The organism is Streptomyces vulcanius, assembly GCF_042653945.1.
Classification (GTDB): Bacteria; Actinomycetota; Actinomycetes; order Streptomycetales; family Streptomycetaceae; genus Streptomyces; species Streptomyces mangrovi.
The window spans coordinates 98081-112591 of sequence record NZ_JBHSFK010000031.1; the positions used below are offsets into that span (position 1 = coordinate 98081).

The window sequence follows — 14511 nt, forward strand, 5'->3', positions numbered from 1 at the left end:
CCACTGAAGTTCGACCGGTAATCGATGACGACGGTAAGAGCTGGCTGCTGAGTGCTGGTCTGACTACGGCAGGGCGTGCAGGGGGGCGTGGTTGGCCTTGAAAAGACGCTCCCCGGCCCGGCGGAGAGTGAAGTTGCGCAGCGGCGTGGGCAGGTTGCGGGCCTTGTCGCGGCGGTGGTTCTGGGCCACCACCCAGGCGACCCGCCCGGCGCGCCGGGCCTGGAAGGCGGCGAGGGCCGCGGTGACATCAGGTCCGGTTTGGAGCGTGTCGGCGAGCACTAGGGCGTCTTCGAGTGCCATCGCGCCGCCCTGGGCCATGCTCGGGGAGAAGGCGTGGGCGGCATCGCCGATGAGGACAGCGCCGGGACGCGTCCAGAGCGTGTTCTCGCTTTCATGCAGTGCGGCGAAGTGCGCGTCGGCGCCCTGCTCCAGCAAGTGCGGTACTGGCCCGCCGAAGTCGGCGAAGAGTGCGCGCCAGTCGCCGGCCGGAGCCGTGGTGACGGAGCTGTTGATGTCGGCGTAGCAGTAGACGGCGCCAGCACCGAGCTGCACGGTCAGGAACGTTCGGCCGTTGCCGCCCAAGCGCGCGGTCCAGTCGGTGAGGTCCGGTATCGCGGTGTCGTCGGCGATGAACCGCCAGCACAACTGGCCCAGGAAACGTGGTTCCGGCCCGCCGAAGAGGGAGCGTCGCACGGCGGAGTTGATACCGTCCGCACCCACCACCAGGTCGTACGCGCCGGTAGCACCGTCCGCGAAGGTCACGGTGCCGCTCTTGGCCACCGTGCTCACCTCGGTGTCGTGACGGACGACGGTGCCGTCGACGGCCGTGCGCAGTACCTCGAGCAGATCGCCCCGGGTGATCGCCAGACAGGGGCCGACCCCGCCCCAGATCCGGCCCACCTCGAACTCGGCAAGCGGGCGCCCGCGATGGTCGTGCAGCCGCTGCCGCGCCACTGGCTCCGCGCGCTTGACCACCTCGTCCCCCACGCCGATGCCCTGGAGCGTACGGATGGCGTTCGCCGGAAGGTAGAGACCGGCGCCAAGGGCTTGTCCTTCGGCGGCGCGGCGCTCGACGACTTCCACCGGGAATCCGCGGTCGAGCAGAGCTTTAGCAAGTGCCAGACCGGATATTCCGGCTCCGACGATCAAAGTGCGAGGCTTGTTCACAGAGATTTCCTTACCATTATCGGACAACGTGACGACGCCAACCGAACAGCCTGAGTCACGCAGGCGCACAGCGTTGGACAACCGTTCCCCACGCCGACTCCTATTCTGCGTCACGCGCCGGTGGCTTGATCACCCGGCTGCTCGCTGAATCGGCCCACCAGGCACACCAGCACGTGATCAAGAAGGATCGTGACGCGTACACCACGCCGCACGCCAGCCTCAAAGCGGGAAACTACGGCAAGCCCGGCAGCAAGCGCCGCCAAAAGGCCGGGGCCAAACCGGTCACGTTCCGATCCGATGCCGCGCAGCCGTATGACGATCGGTGTCTGAGTTAGCAGTACGACCAGCAGACGGTATCCATCTGGACCACCGCAGGCCGATCAAGGGCGTGCGGTTCGCCTGCTCGGCGAACGCACTCAAGACGCTCCAGCATTACCGCAAGGGCGAGTCCGACCTGATCGAGCGTGACGGCATATTCTATCTGATCGCCACCTGCGAAATCCCCCGAGGGCGCCCCGTACGAGCCGGACTCTTTCCCTGGGGTGGAACTCGGCATCGTCAACATCGCGACCACGTCCACCGGCTACCAGGCTGCGGGGCCGGCCTGAACCGCTACCGCTAGCGGCAGATCACCTTGCGGGCCAAGCTCCAGAAGAAGCGCGCCAAGAGCGCCGAGCGCCGATTGACGGAGCGTTCCCGCCGCGAACAGCGGCGTAGTCGCGGTGGCGGTGTGAGATTCGGGAGAGCCAGGAATTTGTGTTGCCTTGGTGGGGTTCCTGGTCGGCGACGCCTCCCGGAGAACCGCGCCTGAACCGCGGTGGTGATGTTCGTGCCCGCTGCTCCTCGAGGAAGGGCGAGGGACTCTGGGTATGCCTGGAAAGGGCGGAAGCGACGGGCACCCCCCGTCCGCAGGATCAGGTCCTCAGCGGGGTTCGGGGGAACTCGCGGGATGTCGTACAGGCAGTGGCGTGTCTTCGCCGCCCGGCTTGCCAGCGCCCCTGTCTGCGCGGGCAGCCGCGGGGCTGGTTTCCCGGCGTAGCCACAGTGTGGTCGGCCAGAGGCCGAGGAGCACGGCTGCGAGGCCTGCGAGCGCTATGGCCGCGCTGGGGCCGGTCGCCTGGGCGACCAGGCCGGCGAGGGCGGCGCCGAGGCCTTGTGCTGTGAGATTCATGGACGCGGCCACACCCATTCCCTGTGCGCGCTGGGCATCGGGCAGCATCTCTCCGAGGAATGAGATCGATACGACGACCTGGATGGCCCAGAGCGTGCCGCTCAGTCCGAAGACGGCCATGGCCAGGTAGGGGCCACCGCCGAGCAGCACCAGTGGCAGTGGTGCTCCCGCCGCCAGGCAGGCGACCGGGAATGCGAGTGTTCTGCGGCGTTCGGGAAGGAAACGGGCGAAGAGACCCAGTCCGACGAACGAGCAGGCTGCAGAGGCCGCCAGGAGGTAACCCACCCAGGCGGGATTCACGCCGAGTTCATGCACGTACGGCGTGACGACGCCGTCGGGCGCGATCAGGAACAGCCCGGACAAGGTGGACACGAAGATCGCGCGTCGTCCGGGACTGCTCCACACGATACGCAGACCGCCCATCAGCGAGCGCGGCTGCGCGGGGGCGGAGGGAGCGGGCCGGAAGCCGACGAAGGACCTGATCAAGACCGCCGACAGCGCGAACGTCACGGCATCGACGGCGAGGCACACCCGCGGGCTGACGGCCGAGGCGATGATGCCGCCCGCAGCGAACCCGGCCAACTGCCCTGCCTGGTTGAGGGACTGCCGCAGTGCCATGGCGGTCGGGTACTGTCCGGCCTCGACGATGTCACGCAGGAATGCCAGGTGGGCCGCCTTGTAGGGGCCGTTGAGGAACGAGGACAGGGCTACCAGAGCGCACAGTGCCGCCAGCGGAATGCCAGGAATGACCATGGCGGCTACCCCGATCGCGCGGACGGTGTTGATGGCAACGATGACCTCACGGCGCGGCCTGCGGTCCGCGACGGTGGACAGCAGAAGAGCGCCTGCCATGGTGGGCAGGTAGGTCAGTCCGTAGGTCAGGCCGGTAAGGGCGGCCGATTCCGTCCGGCTGAACACCAGCACCGTCAGAGCGACACGGGAGAGCTGGTCTCCGACAACAGAAAGCAATTCCGCCGCACTTGTCACACGGAACTCGCGGACGCCAAGCACCGCCCAGATCTTCACGAACCTGCCAATTCAGTAAAAGCACCGCTGGAACCGCACCCGGCACCGGGATTCCAACAGCCCGCGTCACCACGTACGGCTGTTCATCTGCCCCGGCAAGGATGACACTGGAATACCGTCACCTCAGCCATCCGCCCTACACCCGTGGCGTGGGCGAGCGACTCAGCCGCTCGCCCACGCCATAACGCTACTTGCTGAACCAGTCCGGGGAACCGGTGAACCAGTCGGGGGAACCGGTGAACCAGTCCGGGGAACCAGTGAACCAGTCCGGGGAACCGGGGTGCATGACTCGACTCATAGCAAAGCCACCTCTCTATGTGGTTACGACACGGCGGCCAACCCGCCTGCACGGAGACTATGTTGAGCAATCGCGTCGCGGTACGAGCAAGATCACAGACCCGGGCGTGAACCCGGCAGCGCCGGTTCGGGCCGCGACGCTGCAGCGGGGGCCGGAGGCCGAGGGGAAGCCCGCGGGGGACGGGAGCCCGGCGCCCGCACGAAGGAGCGAAGAGGTCCGTAGGGTTTCGGTATATGCCCAGCGCGGAATTCGAACGGAGGAGTTTCGACGGCAGGGCGAGAGGGGCCGTTGTCGGCTCGTCCCCGTTGTCGTCGGCTGCGCAGATGTGGTCGCGGTTGTGGTGCGAGAATTGGTCGGGTCGGGGATTCGCGTGGTGTCTGGGTGGAGTTCCTGACCCGGAACGCCGGGTGATCAGTCCCGTTGTGCTCGTGGAAGGCCGACTGTCGGCTTCTGCGGGAGTTTCGGTGGGTGATGCGGCTGGTCATGAGGGTGATGGCGGCCCAGGTGATGAGCGATTCGGGGTGCTGGACGAGGCGTTCGTTGTCGCGTGCGTGCCGGCGGGCGTGCATGATCCAGGCGTGTGAGCGTTCGACGACCCAGCGGCGGGGCAGGACGACGAAGCCGGGGTGTTCTTCGGGCGGCTGACGGCCTTGATGGTCAGGTTGAGGTATGTCTTTGCCCAGGTCACAAGCTGTCCGGCATAGGCGGAGTCGGCCCAGACGATGGTGATTTCGGGGTGCATCAGCCGCAGCCGGAAGAGGACTTCCCTGGCGGCGTTGCGGTCGGTCATGTCGGCGGGGGTGACCATGACGAACAGTGGCAGGCCCTTGGTGTCCACGACCAGGTGCCGTTTGCGGCCGAGTTGATTTTCTTGCCGGCGTCGTAGCCGCGGGAGTCCTTGCCGACGGTGTCGGCGGCCTTGACGGACTGGGAATCGATGACGGTGGCCACCGCCCCCGGGGCCCGGCCCATCTCGCGGCGGATGCGCTTGCGGAGCTGGTCACGGATCTGTCCGATGACGCCGGCGGCGGCCCAGCGGGCCATGAACCCCTAACACGTGCGCCAGGGCGGAAAGTCCTTGGCTTGGGTGTATCCATCGGGCTTAGAACGTGTTCACACGTGAGTGGGGTTTGCCCAGGTCAGGGCACACGGGAGCGGCCTTCCGCTGATGCTGTGCTCCGTCACAGATACACCGCTCAGCAGGAAGGCCGTGGGACGAGTGTGCCGTGTACGGGGGTCCCCCAGGACGCGATCGGACAACTCTCCCGCTTTCGGGCGGCCTGCACACCGCCGTCGGAACCCCGGCGCAGGTGCACGCCCGGCTCTCCGAACTGGCGGGCCGCACGGAGGCGGACGAGCTGATGCTCGCCCCCGCGGCCAACGACCGCGCCGACCGCATCCGCGCGATCGAGCTGGTCACCGCCCCGGCGCCACTCCACGCACCCTGATCACCCCCACCCTCCCGTGCCCGGCAGGTCCGGCGCACGGAATCCTGAGAACCGAGGTATGTGTTCATGAGCACCAGCTCCGCACCCTCCATGCGCGCGGTCCGGCAGATCGACTAGGGCGGCCCTGAGGTACTGCAGGTTGCCGAGGTCGAGCGCCCCGTGCCCGGTCCCGGTGAGGTACTCGTCCGTGTCCGGGCGACCGGGGTGAACCCGCCGACGTGAAGATTCGTGCCGGGGCCCCGGGCCACCGGTCCCAGCAGCCGCCGTTCACGCCAGGTCTGGAACTCGCCGCCGAGGTTGCGGCCGTCGCTGACGAGGTGATCGACACACGTCCGTGGACTTCGCCGCGGTGCTCCGGGACGGCATCGGCGTGGTCCTGGACCCGCTCGGCGACGACTACGGTCCCCGCTCACTGACCCTCCTGTCTCCCGGCGGTACCTACGTCGGCGTACGCCAGCCCAACCCGGGCCGAGCCGAGATGCGCGCCAAGGCCCAGCAGAACGGCATCCGCTTCGCCGACGTCACCGTCGCCCCCGAACGCCGCGGACCTGACGGACCTCGTGACACTGGCGGCCCGTGGGCGACTGCGGGTGGCGGTCGAACAGACCCTTCCGCTCCCGGACGTGGCCAAGGCACACGAACTCGTCGAGACGGGCCGAGTGAAGGGCAAGATCGTAATCGTTCCCTGACCGGCGATGGCTTCCGATGGGGAGCACGGCCGAGGCTCAAGACCACGGCCGCGGCAAATCGATCGCATGCGGTCAGGAACCGGCTCAGCCCTGCCAGGGCTTCAAGATCAACTCATTGCCCCTATGGCCTCTGAGCCACATCCCATCACCGCCCCCACCGACCTGCCCACCGCGGCGCGCCTCCCCCGCTCAGCCGACTCCACGCGGCCCTCGCCCAGGACGACCCCGTCGAGCTCGTCCACCCCCTGAGCGCCACCCGCCCCCACCTGACCACCACCCACTCCGATCCTGCCGCACAACTCGACACCCTCACACCCCTGACCTCACCCGTCATTCCAAGGCATGCACGAGAGGTCCCTCTGCCGTCCCTGACGTAACTCGCTGCGCCTCTTCGCCCGACACGAGGAGCCGGCGAGCCGGGGGCACGTCGCCTCGCTCCTCTGGGCTGCCCGCCTATCACATGGGTTGATGCTCTGGGCTGGAATCGGGGATCACCTCACGCTCCGCCGGGACACCTGGCAGCGTCGCGCGCGAGTGGGCGCCTCGAGAACACCGCTTGCCCTCGCGACCGCTCGCTCACGGCACCGCGTCGTCGACCGCCGCCGTGACCTGTGCCGGACCGGGCAGGACGGTGGGAAGGACATCCGCGCCCGCCGCCGCTGCCACCGCTGAGTCAGACCACTCGGCCCCGTACGACAGCACCGTCTCCCGGCACTCCGGCCGGATGTCGTAAACCCGCACCCGGTATCCCGCACGGGCGAGATTGCCGCAGACGGGTCCACCCATGCGTCCGGCGCCGATCAGGCAGATCAGGCAGATCATTGACACGGGCGGATGCCATCCCCTGCGGGCCGTGCGCCGCCGTACCCGGGCCCACCCGCGCCAATTCGAGGCCGTCGCACGCGAACCACGCATCGGCACATGTGTCTGCGACGGAGGACGGATGGGACAAGGACGGGGTGGCAGAGACTCCGAGGCGCGGCCCGAGGCACGGTCGGCAATCTCCTCTCAATATGTCCCGCGCGGCCTTCGTCACCGCGGTCTCCATGGAGATACGTACCTCATCTCGCCCGTAAAGTACGTGCTCACACCCGACGCCGTGGACCGCATATGTCCACGCGTGCCTTCGCCATGGGAAAAGAGAACTCAGGTATGCCACTGGACAACGAGACGATCGAGCACGCACGCCTCGCCCATGAGGCGCACGTCGACGAGTGCCGGCCCTGCCAGACCAGCGGCAGGCCGTGCCAGGCGGCGAAACTCCTCAGACGTGAGTACAACAACCTGGTGAGACGGCTCGGCCGTTGACGTCGGTACCTGGGCGGACCTGCTGATCGATCGACGTCGGGCCAAGGTCCCTGCCGGGCTGTACCGCGTACCGGCGATACCCCTATCGGCGCAGTGACCGGAAGGCAGCGCGCACTTCCTGGGTCAGCAGCTGCGGCTGCTCCCAGGCGGCAAAGTGGCCTCCCCTGTCGACTTCGTTCTACTGGACGAGGTTGCCGAAGGCGCGCTCGCCCCAGTTCCGCGGCGCGCGGTAGATCTCGCCCGGGAACACCGTGACCGCCACCGGGAGGTCCGGGATGTCGAAGGCGTTGAACGGGCCACCACGGCGTTTCGCGGAGCGGCCGGGGGAGGAGAAGTGCGGCTGGCGTCGCGCCTGCCGACGAAGCTCGTGGTCTTCGACGCACGGCGGCATTGCTGCCCGTGCGCTGTGAGCTGCCCGCGGCCGGATCGCTGGTGGTCCACTCCCCCGCCCTGGTGAGGGCGCCGACCGCGATGTTCGAGATCGTATGGGAGCAAGCGGCGCCCGCTTCACCGGACACCCGGCTCGGCCGGCCGGTGCCGGACGGCCGACCTCCTGTGGCGCGGTTCGACGAACGCACCCGAGAAATCGTCCGGTTGATGGCGACGGGCATGAGGACCATGCCATCGCACGGGTCCTGGGGGTGAGCCGCCGTACCGTGCAGAAACACGTCAATGACGCGGGCACTGCCCTCGTAGCGAAGACACGCTTCCAGGTCGGGCTGCTGGCGGCGGAGCGAGGATGGCTCAGGCACCGTTCCTGAGGTCCCGAAACCGCCCCACCGACATCCGCCGACACCAAGGACCGTCCCCCCGGTGCGCATCCGGTTCCGTCAAGCGACCGACACGACTTTCACCGTTCCCACGCCCGGCTTGATCGAGCGCAGCAAAATGTCGAAGAAATACTTCTCATCAGGACGCTTGCTCAAGGTCACGGTCCGGCCGGGCGCCAGCTCGGGAGCCGGCGAAAGACGCCGGTCCCCCTCACGCCGGCCGCTCACCATGGTGACCGACACCGAGGTACGGCCGGTATTGCGCAGGGTCACGGCCGTCGTCGGCGGGCACTTGCCGAACCCGCCCCCCGTGCAGTTGAACCGGAGATCACCGAAGGCCGTCGTGCCGCACGACACCTCGTAACGCCGGTCGGACAGGGACGCGCACACAGCACCCGCCTCGATGACGACGGGGACATGTCGCCGGTGCACGTCATCCGGTGGCGAAAGCACCGCCATCGCCGCGAGAACGACCGCGCTCGCGAGCGTGGCAGCCGCGGCTCCCATCACGAGCCTGCTCACCACCCGGACGCACCTGCCCTCCTCGGTCGAGCGCAGGACCACGGCCGTCGCCGCCCGGAAATTTCGGACTGTTCGCGAAAACACTTGCCCAATCAAGCCGCACCCCATCTACTTGTTATGTCAATTATATTTGCATGCTCACCCGGCCTCGGCGCCCCGCAGCGGCAGGCGCAGTTCCGGTTCACGGTCGACGACGATGCCGAAGTGGTCGCGGTAGGTCGCGAGGACGGCGTCCCCGGGCAGTTCCGTGATCCGAGTCTCCCCGTCCTCGGTGATCACCAGAGTCCGTCCGCCGAGCGTGATCCGTGGGCAGCGAGCACACCAGATTCCGGGTGAAGTGCGCCTGGGGAGCGTGCGTATGCCACCAGCAGGCCGTCGCGAAGTCCGTCAGCGCCCTCGGCCGCAGTTCGACGCGGTACTGCAACTCGCCGTCGCGGTAGACGTCCAGGTCTCCTTCAGGAGTATCCGCGATCCGGTAGACGCCACCGGGGCCGCTCTGCTCACCCCGCTCGCCCAGGTGCGGGATCCGCGTCGTAGCCGACGCCGATCCGGCTCCGGATGAAGGCGGCTTCGACCAGCGGATCCGTGACAACCGTCTTGCCGAAGCCGCAAGATGCGCTGTGCGAGCAGCCGAAGCGTGTAGACCGCCGTGTCAGCGGCCGGATCGTCACCGCGGGGGTCGACCAGCTCCGCGCAGCGGCTGACCAGGAGCCAAGTCGAAAGCGGCTCCAACTCCTCGCGCAGCGTAGATGGAGCGTTTACCAGCACTGCCTTGAGCTGGTTGAGCGCCTGGGTGCGCGCTTTGACCGCGGAGTTCTTCGCCAGCCGGAGGAAACGCAGTGCTTCCACCTGCCCGTCGCCGCTCTTCGGCAGTGCCCGGGCCGTGCCCGAGAGCGCGGCCCGGGCGGCAGCCTCGGCATCGATGGCGTCGGTCTTGCCACGGCGGCGCCGGGTGGATCGGTCGGGCTGGTTGACCTCAACCACCGCCACCCGCTGGGTCGCAAGGTAGCGGGCCAGCCCGGCACCGTAGGAGCCGGTGCACTCCACCCCAGCCCGCACAACGGTCCCGCATTGGCCTGCCCAGTCCAGAAGTTGGCGGTAGCCGGCCGCGGTGGCCGGGAACTCTCCCGTGCCCAACAACGCGCCGAGGTGGTCAAGGACGGCGGCGACGTGCACGTCCTTGTGGGTGTCGATGCCGAGCACCACCGAAAGCGGCGCAGTCGGAGCCTCAGCATCTTGGACGGCACGGACGGCAGCGGGCATTCTGAGGGCGGTCACGGTGCTCCTGTTCGACGACGCGGTACCGATGGCCAGCGCCGGCCGGTGGAGCGGTCAGGACTGTGACGGTGCCTTCTAGGCCAAGGCCCCTATCGGGACACGCACCGTCGGCCCGGTGCTGGTACACGTCGCTCCGGCCGGGGCCGACAGATCAAACACAAGGCACAGCAGCCAGCCAGAGTACGAGTCAGGCCACGACCGGAACGACACGGCCATCATCCTCACAGCCGGAGTAGTACGGGGTGTCGGCGGCGATCCGGTCGATCGGCAGCAGCGTGCCGTCCAGAATCACGTATGCCTTCGCCGAGGCTGTCGTCATCACCTCTGCCAGGGTCGACGCCAGGGCGGCCAGTACCTCGATCGCTTCGCGTATGTAGCGGTAGACGGTCGCGATGCCGATACCGAACCCGGCAGCGAGCTGGGCGTAAGTGTCACCGCACCGCAGATGGGCCAGGGCGAGCAGGGCCTGACGGCTGACGGGCAGACGCCGCCATCGCGTGCCGATCTCCCGCTGACGAGCAGCCAGTTGCCTGGTCAGGTGCCCCAGCGTGCGGCTGGACAGATCGATTGATGACGGGTAGACAAGCACGCGAAGCTCCTGGCGGACACGGGTGATCTTGGTCGAGAACCCGTCTACCAGGAGCTTCGTCGTTCCGTACAGCCCAAGCCCACCAACACCCCGGCACTGCAATCAGGTTGGAAAGGGCTCAGTGCCTGGCACGGACACGCGGTCATACGCAGCGAGCGGTTAGTGTGCACCATCGATGCTTTCACACTCCCTGTTTCCACGGGTTTCCCTGCCGAGGCCGCACCGACTGAGCCAGCCCAGGCACACCTTGGAAACATCTCGCTGGTCGCCGCCGGCAACATGAACTCGGCGCACAGATCGGGCCCTTGAAGGAAGAGAAAGCCCTCCTCAACGAATATTCCCTTGCTCACCGAGGGGTTTCACGGCCACCGGGCAAGCCCGGAAGGTACTCGCACGAAAAGAGGGAAGCGGGTGTCCGGCGCGCAGGGGAAATCGCGCCGGCCGCTGCTCAGAAGCGTGTTGCCTGCCCTGCTCACCGCCCAAGACGAGCCCCGTCGGCAAGAACTTTGGCAGGAGTCCCCGCAGGAGCATCCGGACCGGTTCCGACACCCCAACTCGTGCGGGGACACCCGTCGCGTCAACATACGTGTTCGGCAAAACATGCACGTAAATACATTTGGTTTACAATGCAATGAATGCTGATAGGCCGTATATAATGCATCCGCGACCTGCCGACTATTTCCCGTCCGGAGGTCCGGCGGAGTGCTTCTTCCCGCGGTACGCGGCGGCTGCACCAGTGGATCTCCACTTACACTGTGCCCATGGCAGACGTGAAGAAAATCAAGCCCCTCACGCCCGACGAGGAGGCGTTCCTACGGGCTTTGGGTCGAGTAATGACCATACTGCCGCGTGTCGCCGACGCGGACATGCTCGAAAAGCATTGCATTTCCGTTGTGGAGTACACGGTATTGGTGCATCTCTCCGAGGTGCCGCACAACCAAATGCGGATGAGTGATCTCGCGAACATGTGCGGACTCTCGCTGAGCGGCATGACGCGGGTGGTCAACCGGCTCGAATCGCAGTCACTGGTTCTGCGTGAGAAGTCGCCGGACGACGGACGGGCGTGGCTCGCCGTCCTCACCAGCGCCGGACGAACGCAGCTGAAGCAGGCGTGGCCCACCAACCTCGCGAGCGCACGGCGCCACATCTTCTCGCGCCTGGACGACTGCGACGTTGCCGCCGCCGCAAAGGTGCTGGAGCGCATAGCGCCCTGCTGACTCCGCGACTCCGCCCCGTTCCTGAAGGGCGGGGTCAGCACCCCCTTCCGGCATCAGCGATCGATCGATTGAGTCCGGTTTTGGCGGCCCCGTAGGCAGAAGGTGCCCGGCCGGGACCGGGCTTCGGTGCGGCGGGGACCATGCTCATGTGCTGGGGCAGTCGGAGGTGGGCGCGCGCGTGGCGCCGGGCGGGGGACGCTGCGGAACGGCATCCGCTACGGGGGCAACTGGGTCCGGCTCTGGAGATCGTCATCGGACCCGGCGGCTTCGAAGCCGAGACGGCGGAGCTCTACGGCTGGATCAACCGAGCACTCTCCCGATGCCGAGCGGACCCCGTGTGTGCCGCCCGGCCACTCCCTCCGTACCGGGCCGAGCCGTTCGCGTCGCCTGCTCGGTCCCCTTTCCGCTCGGCCCCGGTCCGATCAGGTCTCGGTCGGCCGACACTCAATGGCTCGGCTGCTCGGCCACGCCGCGGGCCGCCGCTCGACATTCACAGGGCTCGCCGTCTCGTCATCTCACCGTGCGTGTGTCACGTATGCCGGTGCCGCGGGACACCCCGCCTGCCCTGGCTGACCGGGACGGACAGCCACGATGGCCCGGGTCCGGCGGCCGTCCGACACACGTATGATCATGGCGTCGCGAGACACGTCACGCCCAACTGGCTGTCGGTGTCGGCCGGACACCGGGTTCGGAGCGTTGTTGGCGCCGACCGTCAACCCGCAGTTCAGACCTCTTCGTCGCACCTTGCCCTATATTGATCACGGGCACACACCACTCGTTCACACGTGGCTTGCGGTCCAGGCCTCCGTCGCGAGTCACATGTCCGCATACACTTGATACCCGATCAGTTGCCGGAATGGACCGTGGCGGGCGATGAGGTCACCGGACACGGCCCGGCCGACGGTTGTGCGTCACGAGCCCGGCTGCGGTCGGCCCGCAGAGGCCTCGGCGAGCTCGTCGAGCATGAGTTCGGCACGGCTGCCCCCGCACCCGCGGGTCCCGCGCATCCGAGTGCCCCGGAGGACGCCTGACGCGAACCGGCACAGCCCTTCGCGGCACCGGCGCACGAAGGCATCCCGGCACACGCCTGCGGAGACACCCCCGTGGCGCCCGCCGGCCAACGGCGGGCGGAGAGCGCGTTCGGCGCTGTCAGTAGAGCGCGGCGACGGCGATCCGGCGCAGGGCGTCCTCGGCACGGTCCCAGCTCCAGCCGCTCTCGACCACCAACGTCCGCCAGCCTGGGGGCCCGAACCAGTACCAGAGCAGGTCGGCCGTCTCCTCGACCGGGCAGAAGGGGGCCGGTTCCAGGGTGTGCAGATGCCGGGCGACGTCCCGCAGCGCGTCCCGGTAGGCCGCGGTCGAACGCTCCCACAGGGCCTCGCCGTCCTCGTGGACGGGCAGTGCCTTGTGGATCGCCTCGTGTACGGCGAACTGACTCTCGTTGCCCAGTCGCGTTCCGTGGGCCAGCGCTGTGAGGACCTCGGCCGGCGTCCGCAGGCCGAGTATGTGCTGCGTGGCCCCCTCGTAGCCGGAGGCGACCACACCCTCGTCGATGATCCGGTTCAGGATGTCGCTCTTGCTCCCGACGCTCGCAAACACGGTCTTCGACGCGACCCCGGCGGCCGAGGCGATGTCGGCAATGGTCACACGCCCATAACCGCGCTCCGCGAACAGCTCCGTGGCGTGACGAAGGATCAGTTCTCGGGTTCGGGTAGCGCCCTGCTCACGCAGCGGGGACACGTATGAACGCTTGGACGGCATGGAAGGATGCTAGCGCCACAAATTCATTAGGTATGGTGTTACCTCAATGACACTGCGCGCGGTCCCGCGTCCGGTGCCGACGGCAGCCGCTGCCCGGCTCACCAGGCCGTCGAACGCCCACAGCACCGACTTGGGAACGCCGGCGAAAGGCAATCACCACCATGGCAATGGACGCTCCGGAACTCGGCCGCGGCCTCTTCCACATCCTCGTGACAGGCGATCCCGCACTGGCCGCCCAAGTGGTCCACGAGGACTTCCACAACCGCGAAGCCGCCGTGTCACCCACCGCGTGTTCCACCCCCGGGCCCGCCGGCGTCCTCGCGTCGGGCGCCTGGATGCGCTCGGCCTTCAGCGGCCTGCGGTTCACCGTCCTCGGGATCGTCCACGACACCGATCAGGTCTGGGTACGGCTGCGTATGCAGGGCCGGCACACAGGACCCTTCGTCCGCTTCCGGGACGGCGCGCTCGACCAGGCCATACCGCCCACCGAGCGCGAGATCGACTTCGAGCAGATCCACGCGCTCGGCCTGCGCGACGGCAAGGTCGTCACCCACGAAGCGGTACGCGACGACGTCACCATGCTCGGCCAGTTGGGCGTGTTCCCCCCAGCCCCGGCCAGCCTGCTGCGCATGGTCTCCTGGCGGCTCACCGGACGGGCCGCACGCGCAGCCGCCCACGTGTCGGCACAAGCCGCCGACGCGGCGGCCCAGCTGTAGGGACGAAGGGCCGGGGCACAGCCCCCTGGCGCCGCCAGTCCTGCCGCCGCCGCGGGGACACCGCGCCTGCGCGGTCGGCCCAACACACGTATCACCCCGTCATCAGAAGATCACTCAGCCCAGTCGGAAAGCAGCCAGACATGCACATCAACAAGAACGACGCACCGGCCACCGTCGAGACCCCGGGATACAGCGGCAAGTGGGCGGAGCTGGGTGACATGCACTACGCCTTCGAGACCTGCGCGAACGGCTACAGCATGGACGATCTCCTCACCGCGTTCCCCGACCGTGCCTGCCCCGTCGAGCACTGGGGCTATCTCTTCCGCGGAGAAGTCCGCGTCGAGTACACGGACGGCGGCGAGGAGTTCCTCAAGTCCGGGGACGCCTTCTACATCAAGCCCGGCCACCGCCCCTACATGACCGCCGAGACCGAGCTGCTCCAGCTCACCCGTGTCGCCGACCACCATCACCTCGTGAAGACTTTCACCGAGGCCGGCGTCCTGGGCGGCGGAGACTCCGCCCAGGCGTGATCGCCGGCCGCCGCTGAGGGG

General features: G+C 67.9%; 15 protein-coding genes and 2 pseudogenes. 7 read left to right on the forward strand and 10 right to left on the reverse strand.

Going from position 1 to position 14511, the window contains the following annotated elements; translation table 11 throughout:
- Window positions 1-63: 63 nt before the first annotated feature.
- Entirely contained in the window at window positions 64-1167 is a 1104-nt protein-coding gene (locus tag ACFPIH_RS37690; protein WP_381169119.1) for an FAD-dependent monooxygenase, read from the reverse strand.
- A gap of 125 nt (window positions 1168-1292) precedes the next feature.
- On the opposite strand from ACFPIH_RS37690, the gene ACFPIH_RS37695 reads away from it, so the two are divergent.
- Window positions 1293-1502 (forward strand): hypothetical protein, encoded by a 210-nt coding sequence (locus ACFPIH_RS37695; protein WP_381169121.1) that lies wholly within the window; start codon window positions 1293-1295, stop codon window positions 1500-1502.
- A 587-nt stretch (window positions 1503-2089) separates the two neighbouring features.
- Here the strand turns inward: ACFPIH_RS37695 and ACFPIH_RS37700 are convergent.
- Both ACFPIH_RS37700 and ACFPIH_RS37705 read right to left on the reverse strand, forming a co-directional pair.
- Window positions 2090-3364, reverse strand: a complete 1275-nt coding sequence (locus ACFPIH_RS37700) for an MFS transporter (protein WP_381169123.1) — start codon at window positions 3362-3364, stop codon at window positions 2090-2092.
- Between the two features lie 659 nt (window positions 3365-4023).
- Window positions 4024-4739 (reverse strand): annotated as a pseudogene (locus ACFPIH_RS37705) (IS5 family transposase); the annotation flags it as partial.
- A gap of 233 nt (window positions 4740-4972) precedes the next feature.
- Here ACFPIH_RS37705 and ACFPIH_RS37710 point away from each other — a divergent pair.
- Window positions 4973-5110: a hypothetical protein gene (locus ACFPIH_RS37710; RefSeq protein WP_381169125.1), complete on the forward strand. Its 138-nt coding sequence runs from the start codon at window positions 4973-4975 to the stop codon at window positions 5108-5110.
- Window positions 5111-5670: 560 nt separating this feature from the next.
- Window positions 5671-5799 carry a zinc-binding dehydrogenase gene (locus ACFPIH_RS37715; protein WP_381169127.1) on the forward strand — a complete coding sequence of 43 codons (129 nt, stop codon included), beginning with the start codon at window positions 5671-5673 and terminating at the stop codon, window positions 5797-5799.
- 576 nt (window positions 5800-6375) lie between these two features.
- Here ACFPIH_RS37715 and ACFPIH_RS37720 read toward each other — a convergent pair.
- Complete coding sequence (locus ACFPIH_RS37720; RefSeq protein WP_381169226.1) at window positions 6376-6621, reverse strand: NAD(P)-binding domain-containing protein; 246 nt, start codon at window positions 6619-6621, stop codon at window positions 6376-6378.
- Window positions 6622-6951: 330 nt separating this feature from the next.
- Between ACFPIH_RS37720 and ACFPIH_RS37725 the strand changes: the two genes are divergently transcribed.
- Window positions 6952-7107, forward strand: coding sequence for a hypothetical protein (locus ACFPIH_RS37725; RefSeq protein ID WP_381169129.1), 156 nt, complete (start codon window positions 6952-6954; stop codon window positions 7105-7107).
- 178 nt (window positions 7108-7285) lie between these two features.
- Here the strand turns inward: ACFPIH_RS37725 and ACFPIH_RS37730 are convergent, their stop codons facing one another.
- The 5 genes and pseudogenes from ACFPIH_RS37730 to ACFPIH_RS37750 all read right to left on the reverse strand — a co-directional run.
- Entirely contained in the window at window positions 7286-7498 is a 213-nt protein-coding gene (locus ACFPIH_RS37730) for a hypothetical protein (protein ID WP_381169131.1), read from the reverse strand.
- Between the two features lie 439 nt (window positions 7499-7937).
- Window positions 7938-8399 carry a hypothetical protein gene (locus ACFPIH_RS37735; protein ID WP_381169133.1) on the reverse strand — a complete coding sequence of 154 codons (462 nt, stop codon included), beginning with the start codon at window positions 8397-8399 and terminating at the stop codon, window positions 7938-7940.
- Between the two features lie 181 nt (window positions 8400-8580).
- Complete coding sequence (locus ACFPIH_RS37740) at window positions 8581-8871, reverse strand: arylamine N-acetyltransferase (protein WP_381169228.1); 291 nt, start codon at window positions 8869-8871, stop codon at window positions 8581-8583.
- Complete coding sequence (locus ACFPIH_RS37745) at window positions 8787-9677, reverse strand: IS110 family transposase (protein WP_381169135.1); 891 nt, start codon at window positions 9675-9677, stop codon at window positions 8787-8789. The genes ACFPIH_RS37740 and ACFPIH_RS37745 overlap by 85 nt, the downstream gene beginning before the upstream one ends.
- A gap of 226 nt (window positions 9678-9903) precedes the next feature.
- Window positions 9904-10266 (reverse strand): annotated as a pseudogene (locus ACFPIH_RS37750) (transposase family protein); the annotation flags it as partial.
- A gap of 761 nt (window positions 10267-11027) precedes the next feature.
- Between ACFPIH_RS37750 and ACFPIH_RS37755 the strand changes: the two are divergent.
- On the forward strand, window positions 11028-11483 hold the full coding sequence (locus ACFPIH_RS37755; RefSeq protein ID WP_381169137.1) for a MarR family winged helix-turn-helix transcriptional regulator: 456 nt from the start codon (window positions 11028-11030) through the stop codon (window positions 11481-11483).
- 1149 nt (window positions 11484-12632) lie between these two features.
- On the opposite strand, the gene ACFPIH_RS37760 is transcribed toward ACFPIH_RS37755, so the two are convergent.
- Window positions 12633-13244: a TetR/AcrR family transcriptional regulator gene (locus tag ACFPIH_RS37760; RefSeq protein WP_381169139.1), complete on the reverse strand. Its 612-nt coding sequence runs from the start codon at window positions 13242-13244 to the stop codon at window positions 12633-12635.
- Between the two features lie 161 nt (window positions 13245-13405).
- Here ACFPIH_RS37760 and ACFPIH_RS37765 point away from each other — a divergent pair, with 161 nt between their 5' ends.
- Both ACFPIH_RS37765 and ACFPIH_RS37770 read left to right on the forward strand, forming a co-directional pair.
- The gene (locus tag ACFPIH_RS37765; RefSeq protein WP_381169141.1) at window positions 13406-13960 is read left to right on the forward strand and encodes an ester cyclase; all 555 of its coding nucleotides are present in this window, start codon (window positions 13406-13408) and stop codon (window positions 13958-13960) included.
- Window positions 13961-14100: 140 nt separating this feature from the next.
- Entirely contained in the window at window positions 14101-14490 is a 390-nt protein-coding gene (locus tag ACFPIH_RS37770) for a cupin domain-containing protein (RefSeq protein ID WP_381169143.1), read from the forward strand.
- Window positions 14491-14511 lie beyond the last annotated feature (21 nt).